The 19,596-nt window shown below is 59.0% G+C and carries 19 protein-coding genes; 17 read left to right on the forward strand and 2 right to left on the reverse strand.

What is annotated here, in order from left to right:
- Positions 1-315: 315 nt before the first annotated feature.
- Complete coding sequence (gene rne, locus F1529_RS11300; protein WP_155134778.1) at positions 316-3,573, reverse strand: ribonuclease E; 3,258 nt, start codon at positions 3,571-3,573, stop codon at positions 316-318.
- A 618-nt stretch (positions 3,574-4,191) separates the two neighbouring features.
- Here rne and F1529_RS11305 point away from each other — a divergent pair.
- From F1529_RS11305 to sppA, 3 genes are read left to right on the forward strand one after another with little or no spacing between them, the layout of a single operon-like run.
- Positions 4,192-5,145: an RluA family pseudouridine synthase gene (locus F1529_RS11305; RefSeq protein WP_007150845.1), complete on the forward strand. Its 954-nt coding sequence runs from the start codon at positions 4,192-4,194 to the stop codon at positions 5,143-5,145.
- Positions 5,142-5,831, forward strand: a complete 690-nt coding sequence (locus F1529_RS11310; RefSeq protein WP_155134781.1) for an HAD-IA family hydrolase — start codon at positions 5,142-5,144, stop codon at positions 5,829-5,831. Before F1529_RS11305 ends, F1529_RS11310 begins: the two co-directional genes overlap by 4 nt.
- Before the next feature lie 2 nt (positions 5,832-5,833).
- Positions 5,834-6,808 (forward strand): signal peptide peptidase SppA, encoded by a 975-nt coding sequence (sppA, locus tag F1529_RS11315; protein ID WP_007150095.1) that lies wholly within the window; start codon positions 5,834-5,836, stop codon positions 6,806-6,808.
- A 110-nt stretch (positions 6,809-6,918) separates the two neighbouring features.
- Here the strand turns inward: sppA and F1529_RS11320 are convergent, their stop codons facing one another.
- The gene (locus tag F1529_RS11320; protein ID WP_155134784.1) at positions 6,919-7,512 is read right to left on the reverse strand and encodes a nucleoside triphosphate pyrophosphatase; all 594 of its coding nucleotides are present in this window, start codon (positions 7,510-7,512) and stop codon (positions 6,919-6,921) included.
- Between the two features lie 136 nt (positions 7,513-7,648).
- Here F1529_RS11320 and F1529_RS11325 point away from each other — a divergent pair, with 136 nt between their 5' ends.
- The 14 genes from F1529_RS11325 (at position 7,649) to F1529_RS11390 (ending at position 19,510) form a co-directional block, all read left to right on the forward strand.
- Entirely contained in the window at positions 7,649-8,164 is a 516-nt protein-coding gene (locus F1529_RS11325) for a DUF177 domain-containing protein (RefSeq protein WP_007150431.1), read from the forward strand.
- Positions 8,165-8,197: 33 nt separating this feature from the next.
- Positions 8,198-8,386: a 50S ribosomal protein L32 gene (rpmF, locus tag F1529_RS11330; protein WP_007151009.1), complete on the forward strand. Its 189-nt coding sequence runs from the start codon at positions 8,198-8,200 to the stop codon at positions 8,384-8,386.
- Positions 8,387-8,597: 211 nt separating this feature from the next.
- Positions 8,598-9,614, forward strand: a complete 1,017-nt coding sequence (gene plsX, locus F1529_RS11335) for a phosphate acyltransferase PlsX (protein WP_155134787.1) — start codon at positions 8,598-8,600, stop codon at positions 9,612-9,614.
- Positions 9,615-9,730: 116 nt separating this feature from the next.
- A complete protein-coding gene (gene fabD, locus F1529_RS11340) occupies positions 9,731-10,660 on the forward strand; it encodes an ACP S-malonyltransferase (RefSeq protein WP_155134790.1) in 930 nt (309 codons plus the stop codon).
- 2 nt (positions 10,661-10,662) lie between these two features.
- On the forward strand, positions 10,663-11,394 hold the full coding sequence (fabG, locus tag F1529_RS11345) for a 3-oxoacyl-ACP reductase FabG (protein WP_039925844.1): 732 nt from the start codon (positions 10,663-10,665) through the stop codon (positions 11,392-11,394).
- A 186-nt stretch (positions 11,395-11,580) separates the two neighbouring features.
- Complete coding sequence (acpP, locus tag F1529_RS11350; RefSeq protein WP_007149764.1) at positions 11,581-11,814, forward strand: acyl carrier protein; 234 nt, start codon at positions 11,581-11,583, stop codon at positions 11,812-11,814.
- A 187-nt stretch (positions 11,815-12,001) separates the two neighbouring features.
- Entirely contained in the window at positions 12,002-13,240 is a 1,239-nt protein-coding gene (gene fabF, locus F1529_RS11355) for a beta-ketoacyl-ACP synthase II (protein ID WP_083787436.1), read from the forward strand.
- Entirely contained in the window at positions 13,240-14,052 is an 813-nt protein-coding gene (gene pabC / locus F1529_RS11360) for an aminodeoxychorismate lyase (RefSeq protein WP_155134793.1), read from the forward strand. Before fabF ends, pabC begins: the two co-directional genes overlap by 1 nt.
- Before the next feature lie 10 nt (positions 14,053-14,062).
- A complete protein-coding gene (mltG, locus tag F1529_RS11365; RefSeq protein ID WP_155134796.1) occupies positions 14,063-15,121 on the forward strand; it encodes an endolytic transglycosylase MltG in 1,059 nt (352 codons plus the stop codon).
- Positions 15,118-15,744, forward strand: coding sequence for a dTMP kinase (gene tmk / locus F1529_RS11370; protein WP_007150121.1), 627 nt, complete (start codon positions 15,118-15,120; stop codon positions 15,742-15,744). Before mltG ends, tmk begins: the two co-directional genes overlap by 4 nt.
- Positions 15,735-16,742, forward strand: coding sequence for a DNA polymerase III subunit delta' (locus tag F1529_RS11375; RefSeq protein WP_155134800.1), 1,008 nt, complete (start codon positions 15,735-15,737; stop codon positions 16,740-16,742). Before tmk ends, F1529_RS11375 begins: the two co-directional genes overlap by 10 nt.
- A gap of 42 nt (positions 16,743-16,784) precedes the next feature.
- The gene (locus F1529_RS11380; protein ID WP_007148593.1) at positions 16,785-17,132 is read left to right on the forward strand and encodes a PilZ domain-containing protein; all 348 of its coding nucleotides are present in this window, start codon (positions 16,785-16,787) and stop codon (positions 17,130-17,132) included.
- A 243-nt stretch (positions 17,133-17,375) separates the two neighbouring features.
- The gene (locus F1529_RS11385) at positions 17,376-18,167 is read left to right on the forward strand and encodes a TatD family hydrolase (protein ID WP_370457006.1); all 792 of its coding nucleotides are present in this window, start codon (positions 17,376-17,378) and stop codon (positions 18,165-18,167) included.
- Positions 18,164-19,510 (forward strand): DNA recombination protein RmuC, encoded by a 1,347-nt coding sequence (locus tag F1529_RS11390; protein ID WP_155134806.1) that lies wholly within the window; start codon positions 18,164-18,166, stop codon positions 19,508-19,510. Before F1529_RS11385 ends, F1529_RS11390 begins: the two co-directional genes overlap by 4 nt.
- Positions 19,511-19,596: the final 86 nt, after the last annotated feature.

Here is a 19,596-nt window from a genome sequence, read left to right on the forward strand (position 1 = left end):
GTGCATGAGACCCATGGCCACAATTGATTTCAGCATGTAGCTGGAGCAATACCCGATTATTGTCTGAATGATGGCCCTGACAAAATTCCTCAAAGAAACCCTCAAAGAAACCCTCAAAAATACCTCTCAAAAGAGATACCGCAATAACGACAGCTGTTCAGGCTAAGGGGGATTACGTCAGGCATCCGGCGTCGAGCGTTTATTCGCGATAAACCCTTCAGACGGCGAGAAGCGTGTTGTTCGCTTTAATCCGTGAAGAACCATAAGCCACAAAAAAGCCCGCACGAAGCGGGCTTTTTTGTGGCTGGAATGTCCTCAGTCTTCCGAGGACGATTCCGCTTGTTGCGCCTTGGCAGCCGCTTCCTGGGCAGCGAGCTGCTCACGGCGGCGCTGGCGTGGGTCGTTGCTGGCGCGGCCCTGCTCGGCAGCAGCGGGCTTGGCTTCGGCTTTGACTGCTTTCACTTCCGTGGCACGGCTGGGCAACTCATTGCTGGCCGGTGCCGGCTTGGGCTTTTCTTCCGCCTTTGGCGCCGGGGCTGCCGGGGTCGGTTTGTAGCCCGGGGAGCGCGGATCATTGCTGGCCCGGCTTGGAGCTGCTGGCTCGGCGGCGGGGACTTCTGCCTTGGGAGCCTCGGCCTCTACCGCTTTCTCTGCCTGCTTTTCCTCTACCGGTTTGGTCGGCGCTGGCGCCTCAGCTGGTTTGGCCGCTTCTGGCTGAGCTGCTGCCGGCGCTGTCGGAGCGTCTTTGGCGGCTTCCGCTTGTGGAGCGGGTTGCGCCGCTTTTTCGGCATCGGCGGTTTTCGGGGCGTCAGCCTTGGGCTGCTGCGGCTGGCTATCGGCCTCCGGCTTTTCCTGCGCCGGAGCAGCGGTAGCCGTATCGCTGTTGCTGGTTGCCGGCTGAGCGGCGGCCGGCTTGTCGTCCTGGGCTTTCGGTGCGGCGGTGTTTTGCGCGGCCGGGGCCTGGGCGGCAGATTGCTGCTCGGCAGCAGGTTGCTGCGGCTGGGCCGGAGCAGCGGTCTGTTCCTGCTTCGGTTCAGCTGCGACTTGTGGCTTGCTGGCCGCCGGCTGTTGCTCGGCCTGAGCAGCCTTGTCGGCTACCTCTTTTTTAGCCTGATCGTCGGCCTTCGCTTGCGCAGACGGCTCCTGAGCCGGAACCAGCTTGGCAGGCGGGTGACCTTCGTCATCCACGGGCGCGGGCTGGTCGTTGCGAGGACGGGCCGGTTTGGGCGCATTGTTGCGCTGCGGTTTGTCCGCAGAGGCTTCAGCTACCGCATTCTTGCCGTCGCTATTGTTTTCCCCTTTGCCAGGACGCTGGCGTTCGCGTAGCGGACGATCGTCCTTGGCATCGGTGCGGCGCGGGGCTTTCGGGCCCTTGTCGCTACCTTTGCTCTCGGCGTTGTCAGCAGCGTTGTCCGGCTTGCGGTTGTTGCGCGGCTTGCCGCCGTCATTTGCCTTGTTGTCGGGCTTGTTGTCGTTACGACCGTCGCCACGGTTGTCGTTGTTGCGGTTGTTGCGACGGTTGTCGTTGCGACCACGGCGTTCGTTACGGTTGCCGTCGTCCTTGTTGTCGCCACGGTTGTCACGATTGTCGGAAGAGCGATTGTCCGCCTGACGGTTGTCATTCTTGCGACCGCCGTCCTTGTCGTTCTGACGTTTGTTGCGGTTATTGCGATTGTCGTTATCGCCACCTTTGCCGCCATCACGTTTGTTGCGGTTGTCGTTCTTGCCGCGGTTATCGTTGTTGCGGTTGTCGTTACGGTTACGGGAGTTGCCACCCCGGCCGCCACGGCTGTTCTGCTGCTGGCGCTGCTTGTTATCGCCTTTGCGCTGGGGCTGTTCTTTCTTTGCCTTGGCCGGCTTGGGCTCAGCGGTAAAGACCTGGGCGAGCCAGGAGAACAGACGTGCCAGCAGACCCAGGTTTTGGACCTGTGGCGTCGGTGCGGCAGCCGCGGGTTTGGGCGGCGGCGGGGCGGTGTCCGGTGCCATCAGTTTGACGGCCGGTTCCTGGGTCTTGATTTCCGTGTCCTGGGCGGAGGCGATATCCGCATCCTTGTTGCCTTCCAGCAGGTCCATCTCATGGCTCAACTGGGTGCTGGTCTGGTCATCACGGATGCGCTCCACTTCGAAGTGAGGCGTGTCCAGGTTCTGGTTGGGGATGATCACCACGCGGACGTTGTGGTTCTTCTCAATGGCACGCAGGGGATCGCGCTTTTCATTGAGCAGGTAGGTGGCCACGGCCACCGGCACCTGTGCCTGGATCTCGCCGGTGCGCTCTTTCATCACTTCTTCTTCGATAAGACGAAGGATGCTCAGCGCCAGGGATTTCACGTCACGGATGTGGCCCTGGCCATCGCAGCGTGGGCAAACAATGCTGGAGGTTTCCCCAAGACTGGGGCGCAGGCGCTGACGGGACAGTTCCAGCAGGCCGAAGCGGGAGATGCGACCCAGCTGGATGCGAGCGCGGTCCGCTTCCAGCGCATCGCGCATGCGGTTTTCCACGTCACGCTGATTGCGTGCCGGGCCCATGTCGATGAAATCCACCACGATCAGGCCGCCGATATCCCGCAGGCGCAGCTGTCGGGAAATTTCCTCTGCGGCTTCCAGGTTGGTCTGCAGGGCGGTCTCTTCGATATCCGCACCCTTGGTGGCACGGGAGGAGTTGATGTCGATGGAGACCAGCGCTTCTGTCGGATCGATCACGATGGAGCCACCGGAAGGCAGCTTCACTTCCCGCTCGAAGGCGGTTTCGATTTGCGACTCAATCTGGAAACGGGAGAACAGCGGGGTCTCGTCGTCGTACAGTTTGATCTTGTGCTGGAAGTCCTGCATGACCTGTTGAACAAAGCCCTGGGCTTCGTCGTAGACTTTCTTGGAGTCGATCAGGACTTCGCCGATATCCTTGCGCAGGTAATCACGGATGGCACGAATGATGACGTTGGATTCCTGATAGATCAGGAAAGGCGCCTTGCGGTCCTGGGAAGCCTCATCGATGGAGGTCCACAGCTTCAGCAGATAGTTCAGGTCCCACTGCAGCTCTTCAGCGCTGCGGCCCAGCCCGGCGGTGCGCACGATGACGCCCATTTCGTCGGGAATGGTCAAGGCGCCAAGCGCTTCTTTCAGCTGCGCCCGTTCTTCCCCTTCGATGCGGCGGGAGATGCCGCCGGCGCGGGGGTTGTTGGGCATCAGGACCAGGTAACGGCCAGCCAGGCTGATAAAGGTGGTGAGGGCGGCGCCTTTATTGCCGCGCTCTTCCTTGGCCACCTGAACGATGACTTCCTGACCTTCCTTGATGACTTCCTTGATGTTGATGCGACCCTGGATGTCCTTGGGGTCTTTCTGGAAGTACTGGCGGGAAATTTCCTTGAGGGGAAGAAAGCCATGGCGCTCGGCACCAAAGTCGACAAAGGCGGCTTCCAGGGAAGGTTCTACCCGAGTGATCTTGCCTTTGTAGATGTTGGCTTTTTTCTGTTCCCGTGTGCGGTGTTCGATATCCAGGTCATACAGACGTTGTCCGTCGACCAGTGCCACCCGAACCTCTTCAGGATGAGTGGCGTTAATAAGCATACGTTTCATGGTGCTACCACAAGTTTGTGGTGGCATGGGGCAGGGCCGGGTGTAACCGGTAGCAGACCAGGGGGAGTGCTGTGGCAGGCATGTCACGGGTCGGGCGCACGCTGGGCGTGTGGATCGCTTTCCTTGGTGATCGTGTTGCCTGAGTCAGCGGCTCTCCGAGTTGTGTGCAATGTTTAGTGCGTAATCATGCTGGCAGTTGGCCAGTCTGTAATGCTTCACGCGATTGCCGTGGTTATCCTCACACAGCAATGTGTAAACTCTTGTCTGTCTGTTTTCCAGGTCGTTTGACCGGCGCTGCAGGCCACCATCGTTAATGTTCAGGGCCCGTTTTTCGGGCGCTGTAAATGGGTCTTCTGCAGCGTGTGCCCAGTTCCGTGTGGGTATTTCCCGTGTGGAAGGTGGGCCTAACGCTTTTTCTGTGACCTGGGGGCGGGCTCTGTCTTCATCGGCTGTAGCCGGAGAGGGCCGAACGGCGAATGTTCGCTGCGCGTCGCCGTTGCCTATTCAGGTCGACGCTTGACTATAGCAACAAAAGGCCAGCCGGATCAATCAGATAGATTGCTGAGCTTCCCCGCGCCAGATGCAGACATTTCCGCCGATCACGCTTAGAATCGCGCCATGTCTGAAGATACCCCCGCAGCGAACCGGGTGACGTTTGTCACCATTGATGAAGGCCGGCACGGTCAGCGCCTGGATAATTTCCTGTTTACCCACCTTAAAGGGGTGCCCAAATCCCGTGTTTACCGGATTATTCGCTCCGGTGAGGTGCGCATTAACAAGGGGCGCGCCAAGCAGACCACTCGCCTGGCCAGTGGTGATGTGGTGCGTATTCCGCCCATTCGTACCAGTGAATCCGCCGCGCCGCCGGCGGTGAGCGAAGGGTTGGCCGAGCGCTTGCGCCGGGCCTGTGTCTATGAGGATGACCAGCTGTTCATTTTCAACAAGCCGTCAGGCCTGGCGGTGCATGGTGGCAGTGGTGTCAGCCTGGGGCTGATTGAGGCCCTGCGGGTGATGTATCCCGATGAAAAGGAAATGGAGCTGGTGCACCGGCTGGACCGCGATACCAGTGGATTAATCATGGTGGCCCGGCGGCGCTCGTTTCTGCGCAAGCTGCAACGCCTGATGCAGGGCGGCCAGGTGGAGAAGCGTTACTGGTTGCTGTGTCAGGGCTTCAAGGGCAAGGAGCGCACTCTTGATGCGCCCTTGCTGAAAATGATGAATGGCAATGAGCGTATCGTGCGGGTTTCCCGTGAGGGCAAGCCCTCGGTGACTCATTATCGTCTGCTCGAGCGGTTTGCCCAGGCGCAATTGGTGGAGGCCACTCTGGAAACCGGTCGCACCCACCAGATTCGGGTGCATAGCCAGTTTGGCGGTTTTCCCTTGTTGGGGGATGACAAATACGGAATTGCCAAAGGAGAAGCGTTGTTGGCTGAAATTGGCCGTCGCCGCCTTTGTCTGCATGCCCGCACCCTGGTATTTGTGCATCCGAACACGGGCAAGCGGCTGACGGTTACCGCGCCACTGGATGACGATTACGAGGCGATTCTGACGGCCCTCAGGAGCCAGCGATGAATAATGCGCGTCCTTATGACCTGGTGATTTTCGACTGGGATGGCACGGTCATGGATTCCACCGGTCGCATTGTCAGCTGCATGCAGTTGGCGGCGTTGGATCTGGAGCTGCCTTCCCTGGCTGACCCGGTGGTATGCAGTATCATCGGGCTGGGTTTGCCGGAGGCCATCGCCACGCTCTATCCACAGCTGGACGATGCAGGGATCGTCGCCATGCGTGATCGTTACGCTTTCCACTTTATTGCCGCCGAGCAGACCCCCAGCGCCCTTTATCCGGGGGCGGAACAGGTACTGACTCACTTGCGCGAAAGTGGCTTTAAGCTGGCGGTGGCCACTGGCAAGAGCCGCAAGGGGCTGCAGCGGGTGTGGGGGAATACCTGTCTGGACCGTTATTTTCATGCCTCCCGGTGTGCCGATGAAAGCCAGTCCAAGCCGCATCCTGCCATGGTGCTGGAGTTGCTGGAGACCATGGCTGTGCCGCCAGAGCGGGCCGTGGTGGTGGGCGATACTACATTCGATCTGGAAATGGCCCGTGCTGCCGGGGTGGACCGTATTGGCGTGAGTTATGGCGCCCACCCGGTTGAGCAATTGCTCCCGTGCGAGCCTTTGGCGGTGATAGACCGATTGGACCATTTGCTGCCGCTGGTGGGTTTGGCGGCGTCTGAATTTGTAATGGAGAGTGTGTGACTATGGAAAATCAGCCATCTTCCCAGCCCCCGCAGAATGAGCGGGAATGGAAGCTGATCGAGAAATTGCTGGGTCAGGCCCAGGATGAACAGCGCAAGTCCCGCCGTTGGGGCATCTTTTTCAAGGCGCTGACCTTTATATACCTGTTTACCCTATTGGTGATGGTGATTCCGGGCAAAACCGGTTCTGCGGTGACCATGGCGGAAGAGCACGTGGGGATTGTTGACGTAAACGGCGTAATCGCGCCGGATCAGGATGCCAGTGCAGACTTGATCGTTACCGGCCTGACGCGGGCGTTTGAAGCAGAAAATACCACTGCCGTACTGTTGAAGATCAACAGCCCGGGTGGCTCGCCGGTGCAATCAAACCAGGTGTACAACGCCATCAAGCGGCTGCGGGCCGAGTACCCGGACAAGAAAGTGTATGCGGCCATTACCGATGTGGGCGCCTCCGGGGCCTACTTTATCGCTTCCGCGGCGGATGAAATCTATGCAGATCCGGCCAGTATCGTCGGCTCCATCGGTGTAATCATGGCCGGGTTCGGGCTGGAGCAGGCTGCCGACAAGTTGGGTGTGGAGCGTCGTGTGCTCACCGCCGGCGAAAACAAGGACCTGATGGACCCGTTCTCGCCGATTCAGCCCGCCCATCGCAAACATGTACAGACCATGCTGGATGATATTCACCAGCAGTTTATTACTGCAGTGAAAGAAGGGCGCGGCGATCGCCTGAAAGTGGATAGCCACCCGGAACTGTTCTCGGGTTTGTTCTGGACCGGTGAGCGGGCACTGGATCTGGGGCTGATTGACGGCCTGATGAGCCCGGGGCAGGTGATCCGTGAGGTGGCCGGTCAGGAAGAAATGCTGAATTACAGCTCCAGCCGTTCGCCCATGGAAGAGTTTATTCGCCGTTTTGGTGTGTCCATTGGTGAAGGCATGGCGGCCCAGTTGGGTCTGAGCGCCTCGCCGGTGATTCGTTGATCATATATAGCTACGAGCTACGAGCTACGAGAAGCTAGAAGCTAGAAGCTAGAAGCTAGAAGAGGCGAGTTCCGAGAAAGAGATAGTGCTCGGAACTCGCCTCTTTCCTTTTATATAGGCAGCTGAAGCCCTTCGGCGGCCAGAAATTCTGTTAGCACGATCAATGGCAGGCCCACCAGTGTATTCGGGTCGCGTCCTTCCAGTGCCTTGAACAGTACAATGCCCAGCCCTTCGGATTTGAAGCTGCCGGCACAGTTCAGTGGCTGTTCGGTATCTACGTAGCGTTCAATCTGCGCCGGTTTCAGGGTGCGGAACTGCACATGAAACGGGTCACAGGCCACCTGGCTGCGGCCGGTGGCGGTATTGAGCAGGCAAAGGCCGGTAAGAAAAGATACCCGCTGACCGCTGGCGGCGCTGAGCTGGCGAATGGCGGTGTCCCGGTCGCCGGGCTTGCCCAGGACCTGATCGCCGATCACGGCGACCTGATCGGAGCCGATAATCAGGGTGTCCGGATGCTGGTCGGCCAGCGCCAGGGCTTTTTCCCGGGCCAGGCGCATTACCAGGGCGGTAGGGCTTTCATCCTCATGCCGGGATTCATCGATATCCGGACTTTGGTGGATAAAATCCAGCTTCAGCTTGTCCAATAACTGGCGCCGAAACGGCGATGAAGAGGCGAGTAACAGGGTAGGTGTCTGGTCAGTCATGGGGGTCTCCGCGCGTTGCGGGGGCAAGTGTAAGGATTATTTTTTCATGACGCACGAAAAACCCTGTTGACTCAGGCGCTTAGTGCCTCACATTAACTTTGACAGCAGGGCCTCACGGCCCTAGAATTGCGCGCTTATGTTTTCAGGGCAACTGCCACAGTTCCTCGATCCTCGCAAATATGCGGATCAAGGTCGCATCGTTGAAGGCCAGCTTACCGTTGGAGACCTGCCTCGCCTGCAGGAATACCGCGAAAGTCTGGACCAGCCAGTAGCAATATCGCTGGCATTCGATCGTGATGATGAGGGGCATCGGCGTATCGAGGGCGAGGTTAGCACCGTATTGGTGCTGCCATGTCAGCGCTGCCTGGAGCCCGTGAGTTATTCCGTTACCGCCCATATCGACGTGGCGCTGGTGTGGAATGAGGATCAGGCCAAGGCATTGCCGGGGCGACTGGACCCTTGGTTGGTTGGCGAAGAACGCATGGTTCTCACCGATCTGATCGAAGAGGAGCTGTTGCTGGCCATGCCACTGGTGGCTCTGCATGACCCTTGCCCGACAGCTTTACCGCAGGACCGCGGTGAACCTGAGAAACACGAAAACGCGGATAATCCTTTTGCCGTGCTGGCCAAATTAAAAGGTCAAGGCAAGTAAATTCAGGCTGAATAAACGCCCGAGGAGCTCGAAATGGCTGTTCAAAAGAACCGTAAAACCCGTTCCAAGCGCGGCATGCGCCGCTCTCACGACGCGCTGCCCGCTGCTGCGCTGACTGAAGACACCAATACTGGTGAAGTGCATCGTCGTCACCACATTTCTCCGGACGGCATGTACCGTGGCCGTCAGGTGATCAGTCAGGGTGAATCTGACGACGAATAAGTTGTGCGAAAACGGGAGCTGCGGCTCCCGTTTTTTGTGCCGGCCTGGTCTCGTGCTGCCCCTGTGCAGTAAAGACCAGGCTTTCGTGGCACACTTAAATCCTCCTTCGGGAGGATTTTTTGTAAGTGGATTTGTGATTGAAGGCGGGAACATGTCGCCGCCGAATGATTTTTGTCAGAATGCCTCCAAATTTGAATAAAGGAAGCAGCCCATGCCGGTTGTGACGCTAGCAGTGGATGCCATGGGGGGTGATCACGGCTTGTCCGTAACAGTGCCCGCCGTGGCAGCCATGCTGTCTCGCCATGCGCACATGCACATCATTCTGGTCGGTCAGCCTGAACCCCTGGCCGATGCCTTGTCCCAGGCCAGCATCGCTGACCACCCCCGTATTACCGTCCAGCCTGCCTCTCAAGTGGTGGCCATGGACGACCCGGTTGCCGTGGCCCTGCGGCAGAAAAAAGATTCCTCCATGCGTGTGGCTATCAATATGGTCAAGGAAGGGCGCGCCCAGGCAGCGGTCAGTGCCGGTAATACCGGCGCCCTGATGGCGGTGAGCCGCTTTGTGCTGAAAACCCTGCCAGGGGTGGACCGGCCTGCCATTTGTACGGCTATCCCCACGGCCAGCGGCCACTGTCACATGCTTGATCTGGGCGCCAATGTGGATTCCGAGCCCGCTCATTTGCTGCAGTTTGCCCTGATGGGGCAGGCGGTTGTGCGTGCGGTGGATGGTGTTGAGCAGCCCCGGGTGGCGCTGCTCAACATCGGTGAGGAAGATATCAAGGGCAACGAACAGATCAAGGAAGCGGCGGGCCTGTTACGCGAAGCCGATGACCTGAACTATGTGGGCTTTGTGGAAGGGAATGGCATTTTTGCCGGCGAAGCGGATGTGGTGGTCTGTGATGGTTTTGTCGGCAACGTGTCGCTGAAAACCATGGAAGGCGTGGCGAAAATGATCGGCAACATGCTGCGTGAAGAGATCAAGCAATCCTGGTTGCGCAAATTGTGTGGCCTGTTTGCCTTGCCGGTTCTGGTGGGCCTGAAAAAACGCATGGACCCGGACCACTACAATGGCGCCAGCCTGGTCGGCCTGCGTGGGGTGGTGGTGAAAAGCCATGGTGGCACCAGCAAGGAAGGCTTCGCCTGCGCGTTGGAGGTAGCTCAACTGGAGGCGCGACGCAATGTGCCCTCACTGATCAGTGATGCACTGAGTCAGGCCAGCGCCGACTGAAATCTGCGTCGGGGTCAGCTGGCCGCGATGCTGTTCATACTTTGTTTCAGGCCCGACCGGACAGCGAAAGCGAAAGCCGGCATACTGCGGCCTGCCTATTTTTAAGGGGATGTTGAATGTCGAAGACAGCCTTTATTTTTCCCGGTCAGGGCTCCCAGAGCCTGGGGATGCTGAGTGAATTTGCCGAACGTCCGGCAGTGAAGCAGACCTTTCAGGAAGCCTCCGGTGCACTGGATCAGGACCTCTGGGCGTTGGCCCAGGAAGGACCGAAAGAAGCACTGAACCAAACCGAAATTACCCAGCCCTTGCTGCTGACCGCAGGCGTTGCCTTGTGGCGGCTGTGGGAGCAAAGCGGTGGTCCGCGGCCGAATGTACTGGCCGGGCATAGCCTGGGTGAATACAGCGCGCTGACCTGTGCCGGTGTCATTAATCTGGGCGACGCCGTGCGGTTGGTCCGCACCCGTGGCCAGCTGATGCAGAAGGCGGTGGGGCAAGGTGAAGGCAGCATGGCCGCGATCCTGGGCCTGGATGATGAGCAGGTTCGTTCTGCCTGTGCGCAAGCAGCGCAAGGTGGTGTGGTCGAGGCAGTCAACTTCAATGCGCCCGGACAGGTAGTGATTGCCGGTTCCGTGGACGCGGTCGAGCGCGCGATTGCGGCCTGTAAAGAGGCCGGAGCGAAACGCGCCATGGCGCTGCCGGTGAGCGTGCCTTCCCACTGTGCGCTGATGAAACCGGCGGCGGAGCAACTGGCCGATACCTTGAACAGCACACGTTTTCACGCGGCGGAAATGCCGGTTATCAACAATGTGGATGTGGCCATGGAAACGGATCCGGAGAAAATCCGCGATGCGTTGATTCGCCAGCTTTATTCGCCGGTGCGTTGGGTGGAAACCATTCAGGCGCTGAAAGAACAGGGCGTGGGGCATCTCTACGAGTGTGGCCCGGGCAAGGTGCTGTCTGGACTGGTAAAGCGCATTGATCGCGATATGGCGGCGCGCCCGCTGGAAACAGAAGCCGCTTTCACGGCGGCTCTGCAAGGAGAATAAGAATGTCAGAGAGACGAGTGGCGTTGGTTACTGGCGCGAGCCGGGGCATTGGCCGGGCAATTGCTGAGCAGCTGATTGCTGACGGCTTCTTTGTTGTTGGCACAGCCACCACGGAAAAAGGTGCGGCTGCCATTGGCGATGCGCTGGGTGAAAACGGTGCGGGCAAAATGCTCAACGTGGCCGACAAGGCGTCAGTGGACGAGACCCTCAAAAGCATCAACGATGAATTTGGTGCCCCTCTGGTGCTGGTGAATAACGCCGGCATTACCCGCGACAACATCATGCTCCGGATGAAGGAGGATGAGTGGGAAGATGTCATCAATACCAACCTGAATTCCCTTTATCGCGTTAGCAAGGCATGCTTGAAAGGCATGACCAAGGCGCGTTGGGGCCGGATCATCAATATCAGTTCGGTGGTCGGTACCATGGGCAACGCCGGGCAAGCCAACTATGCGGCCGCCAAAGGCGGTGTAGAAGGTTTCTCACGGGCGTTGGCCCGCGAGCTTGGCTCACGTAATATCACAGTGAATTCTGTTGCACCGGGCTTTATTCAGACGGATATGACAGAGGCTTTGCCGGAAGCCCAGAAAGAGGCGCTTTTGCAGGGGATTCCCCTGGGGCGTTTGGGGCAGCCGGCGGAGATTGCCAGTGCAGTCGCCTGGCTGGCCAGTGATGGCGGTGGTTATGTAACCGGAACCACTTTGCACGTCAATGGGGGCATGTTTACCGGGTAGCTCAAAAAATGGGCATCCGAACGTTTCTGGGAAAGCTGGCTAATTGACTGTTTTCGCAGAAGAAAATATTTGGAAAAACTTCAAGGGAAGGCATCGGTCCAGTCGGCTTGCAAGCGCAAACAGCGTTCACCTAGAATAGCCGCTGACAGGTGCTAGCACACCATTAATCAGGAGAGTAATACGATCATGAGCAGCATCGAAGAACGCGTAAACAAAATCATCGTTGAGCAACTGGGTGTTAAGCCGGAAGACGTAAAATCAGAAGCGTCCTTCGTTGAAGATCTGGGTGCAGACTCCCTGGACACCGTTGAGCTGGTGATGGCCCTGGAAGAAGAATTTGAAACCGAAATTCCGGACGAAGAAGCTGAGAAAATCAGCACCGTCCAGTCCGCTGTGGATTACATCAAAGCGCACAGCTGAGTTCGGTTGTTCGAATAACAAAAAAGCCGCAGGTTCAATGAGCTTGCGGCTTTTTTGTGGCCAGAATATTTGTGGCGACAAGTGACGTTTTCTTACATTACGGCGACCTGTTACCGGGCCGCTTGTAGTAATCTTGTCGCATTAAGGCCGTTAAATGGCGCCAAAATAATGGATTGGGAGGTATCGGGTGACGTCACGTCGAGTCGTTATTACAGGGTTGGGAATGCTCACGCCGCTGGGAGTCGATGTGGCTTCTACCTGGGAAGGTATCAAGGCGGGCAAGAGTGGCATTCGTAACATCGAGCACTTTGATACGGAGCCTTTTGCTACCCGTTTTGCCGGCCTGGTGCCTGATTTTGATATTTCCGAGTATCTGCCTCCCAAAGATGCCCGCAAGATGGACGTCTTCGTGCAATACGGGCTGGTGGCGGCCATTCAGGCGGTGCGTGATGCCGGCCTGGATATGGAAAAGGAAGATGCCGAGCGTGTGGGGGCGGCGATTGGCTCTGGTATCGGTGGCCTTACCAATATCGAAGACAATCACCGCAAACTGCTCGATTCCGGCCCCCGCAAGCTGTCGCCGTTTTTTGTGCCTGGCACCATCATCAACATGATCGCGGGTAATCTGGCGATCATGTACGGCATGAAAGGGCCCAACTTTGCCACAGTAACGGCCTGCACCACCGGAACCCATAACATTGGTTTTGCTGCCCAGCAAATTGTGCTGGGGCAGGCGGATGTGATGGTTGCCGGCGGTGCCGAGAAAGGCTCTTCGCCGCTGGGGCTGGGTGGTTTCGCCGCTGCCCGCGCGCTATCCACCCGCAACGATGACCCGCAAGCCGCCAGCCGCCCCTGGGACAAGGACCGTGATGGCTTCGTGCTGGCCGATGGTGCCGGCGCGGTGGTGCTGGAAGAGTACGAGCACGCCAAGGCCCGTGGTGCCACGATTTATGCGGAGCTGGCCGGATTTGGCATGAGTGATGATGCCTATCACATCACCTCCCCGGCAGAGGGCGGCGACGGCGCCATGCGCGCCATGCGTAATGCCCTGCGAAATGCAGGGGTCGAGCCGGAACAGGTGGATTACATCAATGCCCACGGCACCTCCACCCAGATGGGCGATGTGGCAGAAGCCATGGCGGTGAAAACCCTGTTTGGCGATCATGCCTATAATCTGGCTGTGAGCTCCACCAAATCCATGGTTGGGCACCTGCTGGGGGCGGCGGGGGCCGTGGAAGCGATTTTTTCCATTCTCGCCATGCGTGATTCGGTGGCGCCGCCTACCATCAATCTGGATAACCCGGACGAAGGCTGTGATCTGAACTTCGTGGCGAACCAGGCGCAGGAACGCACCATCCAGTACGCGTTATCCAACTCGTTCGGTTTCGGTGGTACTAACGGGACCCTGCTGTTCAAGAAGGTGTAATGCCACTGAATCCCCGTGACCGCGGTCTCGCCTACGGCGACGGTGTTTTTGAAACCGTGCGCGTGGCTGCCTCCGGCGAAGCGCCCCTGTGGTCGCGCCACCGTGCGCGCATGGTGGCCGGGCTGCACGCGCTGGATATTGCGTTACCCGATCAATCCCGACTCGATGCTGCTTTGAATGAAGGGATCGCCGTTCTCGGCGGCGAGGCTGGCGTGGTCAAGTTGACGGTCACGCGCGGCGTTGGTGGCCGTGGCTATTTGCCGCCTGCATCGGCAAAACCCACGGTGTTGTGGCAAAGTGGGGAGCTGCCAGCCTGGTCTGAACGGCTTCGCCGCGAAGGCCTGGCGCTGGGGCTCTGCCAGACGCCGCTGTATTCTGAGCCGTTGGCAGGATTCAAGCACCTGAACCGGCTTCCCCAGGTGATGGCTCGCCGCGAAGTGGCGCGGCAGGGGTGGGACGAAGGGTTGTTGCTCAGTACCCGCAGGCAGCCGTTGGAAGCCACCTCCATGAATCTTTTTGCCCGGTTCGCCGATCACTGGTGGATGCCTGATCTGGCTGCCGCTGGAGCGGGCGTGTCCGGCGTTATGCGAAGCCACCTTTTCGACACGTTGAAACAACGGGGCGAAAAGGTGATTTGCGATCTGCGGCCGCTGTCACAGCTGCGCACTGCTGACGGGCTGTTTCTGTGTAACAGTATTGTCGGCGTGCTCCCGGTGCGTAAACTGGCGCAATGGCATTGGCCGGTGCTGGCATCGGTCCGGGAACTGCAACAGTCGACAGAAACCTTTTTGGCCGGCTCACTGAAGGGCTAATAACCGCACTATGCGAAAAAAAATCCGTATTTTTGGACTGCTGGTTGTCTTGCTGGTAGTCGCTGTACCTGTGGCGGGGGCCTGGGTCAGCAGTTATCTACACCGCCCATTACCGGTTTCTGAAACATTAACGGTGGAGGTGCCCCGGGGCGCCGGTTTAAGCCGGGTGCTGTACAACCTCAATGATGAGGGCATCCTGGGTAAGGGCCTGGAAGCTCGCTTCCGTCGTGTCGGCGCGCGCCTTTATTCTGCTTTCACCGGCATGGATGGCCGCATGCATGTGGGCGAGTATCAACTCAAGCCCGGTGATTCGCTGTTGTCCCTGCTGGAGAAAATGGACCGGGGCGATGTGCTGCAACGCAGCCTGACTCTGGTGGAAGGTTGGAACTTCCGGGAGCTGCGTGCCCGGTTGGCCTCTCTGGAAACGCTTGAGCACCGACTGGAAGGGCTGACAGATGAACAGGTGATGACGGAACTGGGTCGCCCGGACCGCCACCCGGAAGGCTGGTTCGCGCCGGAAACCTATTTTTATACCCGCGGCACTGCAGATCTGACCATCTTGGCCCGGGCGCTGGCGCGTCAGGAAAACATCCTTGATGAAGCCTGGCAGCAGCGGGCCAAGGATCTGCCTTACGACACGCCATACGAGGCGCTGATTATGGCGTCCATTGTGGAAAGGGAAACCGGTGTGCCGAAAGAGCGTCCGGAAATTGCCGGGGTGTTTACCAATCGTTTGAACAAGGGCATGCGCCTGCAAACCGACCCGACGGTGATCTACGGAATGGGGGAGGACTACAAGGGCAATATACGTCGCTCCGATCTGCGCCGTGCGACTCCGTACAACACTTATGTGATTCGGGGGTTGCCGCCCACGCCGATCGCCATGCCCGGCCGGGAAGCGATCCTGGCGGCAGTGAATCCGGGAAAAACCGAGTCCCTGTATTTCGTGGCGCGGGGTGATGGCAGCCATTCCTTTTCCAAAACCCTGGCTCAGCACCGCAAAGCCGTGCGTGAGTATCAGCTGCAACGCCGCGAAGGCTACCGTTCTTCACCCGGAGGCGGGCAATGAGCGGCCGTTTCATCACCTTGGAAGGCGGCGAGGGCGCCGGCAAAAGCAGCAATCTGGAATGGCTGGCCGACGCTCTCAGAGCCGCCGGCAAGACGGTGACAGTGAGCCGCGAACCCGGTGGCACCGCCTTGGCGGAATCGATTCGTGGTGTACTGTTGGCGCCCGGTGATGAGCCTATGGCGGATGATACGGAGTTGCTGCTGGTGTTCGCCGCCCGCGCGCAGCACCTGGAGCAGAAGATCCGCCCGGCACTGGCCCGTGGCGAATGGGTGCTGTGTGATCGTTTTGTGGACGCCACCTGGGCTTACCAGGGGGCAGGGCGAGGGCTGGACAGTGCAGCCATTGCCGACCTGGAAAGCCTGGTTATTCGCGACACCCGCCCGGACATGACCGTACTGTTTGATGTGCCGGTAGAGGTGGGCATGGCACGTGCCGGCAAACGTGCCGCTCTGGATCGCATCGAACAGGAAGACCGGGCTTTTTTTGAACGTATCCGCCAGTGTTATCTGGCCCGTGCAGCCCAGGAGCCCAGCCGGTTCCGCACCGTGGATGCGGGGCAGCCGTTGGGGTCGGTACAGCAACAGCTGGGCGCGATAGTCGAGGAGATGCTGGCATGGCCGTAACCGGCGCAAAAGTTCAGGCACCGTGCCCCTGGCATGGCGATGCCATGGCGCAACTGCTTGACCAGCACGCGCAGGGGCGGTTGCCCCATGCGCTGTTGCTGACCGGTGCCAAAGGCATCGGCAAGCTGCGCTTGGCCGAATCCCTGGCTCAGACCCTGCTTTGCGAGAAACCTTCCGCAGGGCTGCCCTGTGGCCACTGTCAGGGGTGCCAGCTCAGCACCGCCGGCACCCACCCCGATCTGCACCGCCTCAGCCCGGAAGAAAAAAGCAAAACCATCAAGATTGATCAGGTCCGCAAGCTGGTGGGGTTTGCCACCCGCACGGCGCAGTACAGTGGCTATCGGGTTGCCATTATCTATCCGGCGGAAGCCCTCAACCGCAATGCCCAGAATGCCTTGCTGAAAACCCTGGAAGAGCCGGGCGCGCAGACCCTGTTGCTGCTGGTCTGCGATCAGCCGACGCTGTTGTTGCCCACCATTCGCAGCCGTTGCCAGCAGCGCACCTTGCCGTTACCGGAGCAGGAGCAGGCGCTGCAGTGGTTGCAGAGCCAGGTGGGCGAGAGCGCCGCTTCGTTACTGGATGCCGCCCAGGGCGCACCACTCCAGGCGCTGGCACTGGAGCAGGCGGACTGGTTTGCCGACCGGGCCCGTTTGCTCGATACCCTGGTCAGTGTGGCGGAAGGGCGGCAGTCGGTGGCGCAAGCGTCGCCAGTGCTCGCCAAGCATGACCCCACTGAAATGGCCGGGGTGATTTATGGCTGGTTGTCACGCTGTCTGCATCAGCGCTTCTCCGGCCAGCAGAGCGCCGATGCATCCCTGGCTCCACTGCTGGATCGACTCAGCAAGGCGGTGCCTCCGGCGCGTTTGTTGCGGGCCGCCCAGCGGGTGCTGGAAGGCCGCCGTGCCTTGCTGTCTGGGGCCAACCCCAACAAGGAATTGCTGTACGAGCAGTGGTTGCTGGTGCTGGTGGGCGTTGACGCTGCGGCGGCAGCGCACTAACCTTTATCAAAGATTAATAATAATTTCGTAAGAGGCTCGCTCATGAAAATGCCCGGCGGTCGTAGTGGCATTCTGTCGCTTTCCATCAAAGACAAGGCGGTGCTGTACTCGGCCTACATGCCGTTCATTACCAATGGTGGCCTGTTTATTCCCACCGAAAAGCAATACAAGCTGGGAGAAGAAATCTTCCTGCTGCTCAATATCATGGACGAAGCCGACAAGATTCCGGTGGCGGGCAAGGTGATCTGGATTACGCCCAAAGGCGCTCAAGGCAACCGTAGTGCTGGTATCGGCGTGCAGTTCTCCGACCAGGATGACACCGCCCGTGTCACCATTGAAAACCACCTGGCAGGCTCGCTGGAGTCGGATCGACCGACGCATACGATGTAATAAAATGCCGGATGCCGGATGCCGGATGCCGGAAGCTAGAAGCTAGAAGCTAGAAGCTAGAAGCTAGAAGCTAGAAGCTAAACCCCAGCGTCGCGTTATTCAGTTTTAAAGCGGCAATACCCCAAGGTATTGCCGCTTTTGCGTTTAACATCCCGCGTCCGGCATCAAGCGTGGCCACGTGCGGCGTGTCGCATGTTGCCTATCTCCTCTACAATATCAGCGTTTTTAACGTTGGAGCCTGTTGTGACTGCTACCCCTTTTGTGGATTCCCATTGCCATTTGGATCGCCTGAATCTTGACGCCCATGGTGGCGATTTCGAGGCGATGATGGCGGCCACGGCGCAGGCGGGGGTCAGCCATATGCTGTGTATTGGTGTGGATCTGGAAAGCTTCCCGCAGGTGCAGGCACTGGCCGAGCAATATGAGAACGTGTTTGCCAGCGTTGGCGTACATCCGCTCTACAAGGAATCCCGTGAGCCGCAATCCTCCGAGCTGGTGGAGCGGGCTGCGCACCCCAAGGTGGTGGCCATTGGCGAGACCGGGCTGGATTACTTCTATGCCAAGGAAGAGCGGGAGTGGCAACAACGCTATTTCGTGGCCCATATTCAGGCGGCCCGGGAAACTGGCTTGCCGTCAGTCGTGCATACCCGTGGCGCCAAGGAAGACACGCTAGCGTTGTTGCGTGAGCATGGCGCTGGCCAGGTGCGCGGGGTGCTGCACTGTTTCACCGAAGACCTGGACATGGCCTTGCAGGCTATTGAGTTGGGCTTCTATATTTCCATTTCCGGCATCGTGACCTTCCGCAATGCCCAGGCCCTGCGTGACACCGTGAAGCAGCTGCCGCTGGAGCGGCTGTTGATTGAAACCGACGCGCCCTGGCTGGCGCCGGTGCCGTTCCGTGGCAAGCCCAATGAACCGCGTTATGTGGCGCATGTGGCTGAATGCGTGGCCGAGCTTCAGGGTGTCAGTGTGACGGAGCTGGCCAAGGCCACCGCGGATAATTTCTTCTCCCTGTTTAACAAGGCGCAGGCATGAATCTGTATGCAATGGTGGCGCTGGCAGCGCTATGTGGTGGTGCCGTGGCGGCACTGTTGGCGGTGCTGATCGAGCGGCGCCGGGCGGCGGCCCGCGAGGCGGCATTGATGGCCGAGAAACAGGCACTGAGCGAGCCGTTGGCCCAGGTGCCCCTGCTAAAACAGCAACTGGAAGGGCAGCAGCAGCGACAGCGCGACACCGATGCGCAGTTGCAGCAGTTGGGGGCAGAGAAAGCGCGTCTGGAAGAGCGGCTGGCCGGGCAGCAGGAAAAGCTGGCCTTCTCCGAGCAAAGCCGCAACCAGCTGAAACAGGAGTTTGAAAACCTCTCAGGGAAGGTGCTCGATCAGCGCGGCAAGCAACTGCAGGAGCAGCACCAACAAGGCCTCGACGGCATGCTCAAGCCGTTTCGTGAGCAGCTGGCGGACTTCCGGCGCCGGGTAGACCAGATTCACAGTGACGAGACCCGCGCCCAGGCGTCCCTGATCGAACAGCTGGGCCACCTGAAAAGCCTGAACCAGCAGATGCACGAAGATGCCCGCAACCTGACCGATGCGCTGAAAGGGCAGGCCAAGACCCAGGGTAACTGGGGTGAAATGATTCTGGAGCGGGTGCTGGAGTCTTCCGGCCTGACCCGGGGCCGTGAATACGAAACCCAGGTCACCCTGAAGGACGAGAGCGGCCAGCGTCGCCTGCCCGATGCCATCGTTCACCTGCCGGAAAACAAGGATGTGGTGATTGATGCGAAAGTGTCTCTGGTTGCCTATGAGCGGCTGTCTTCGGCGTCTACGTCAGAGGAGCGCGAACAGGCATTACGTGATCACCTGACCTCACTGCGAAGCCACATCAAGGGGCTGGATACCAAGGATTACAGTGGCCTGGAAGGGATCCGCAGCCTGGATTTTGTGCTGCTCTTTATTCCTATCGAAGGCGCCTTCATGGTAGCCATGGAGCAGGATTCCAGCCTCTATACGGATGCCTTTGCCCGCAACATTGTGCTGGTTAGCCCGACTACGCTGTTGGTGACCCTGCGCACGATCCAGAATATCTGGCGCTATGAATATCAGAACCGCAATGCCCTGGATATTGCCGATCGTGCGGGGAAAATCTGCGATCAGGTGTCACTGATCGGGGAGTCCATGGACGACCTGGGAGACAAAATTGGCAAGGCCCAGGTGGCATGGGACACCACCTTCAAACGCCTCAGCAGCGGCCGCGGCAACCTCTACCGTCAGGCCCAGCAACTGAAAGATCTGGGTGCAAAAGCGCGCAGGGCGTTACCGGAACCTGGCGATGAACATGATGACGGGGCAACAGTGACGGATCAGTCAGGGACGAAAGAGTAACATCAAAACGTAAAATGTTTACCGTAATAAGCAGTAAATTTTAGAGGGTTTTGATGCAGTGTAATTGCTTGCAATTTGATGAATTC

Source organism: Alcanivorax sp. VBW004 (genome assembly GCF_009718865.1).
Lineage (GTDB): Bacteria > Pseudomonadota > Gammaproteobacteria > Pseudomonadales > Alcanivoracaceae > Alcanivorax.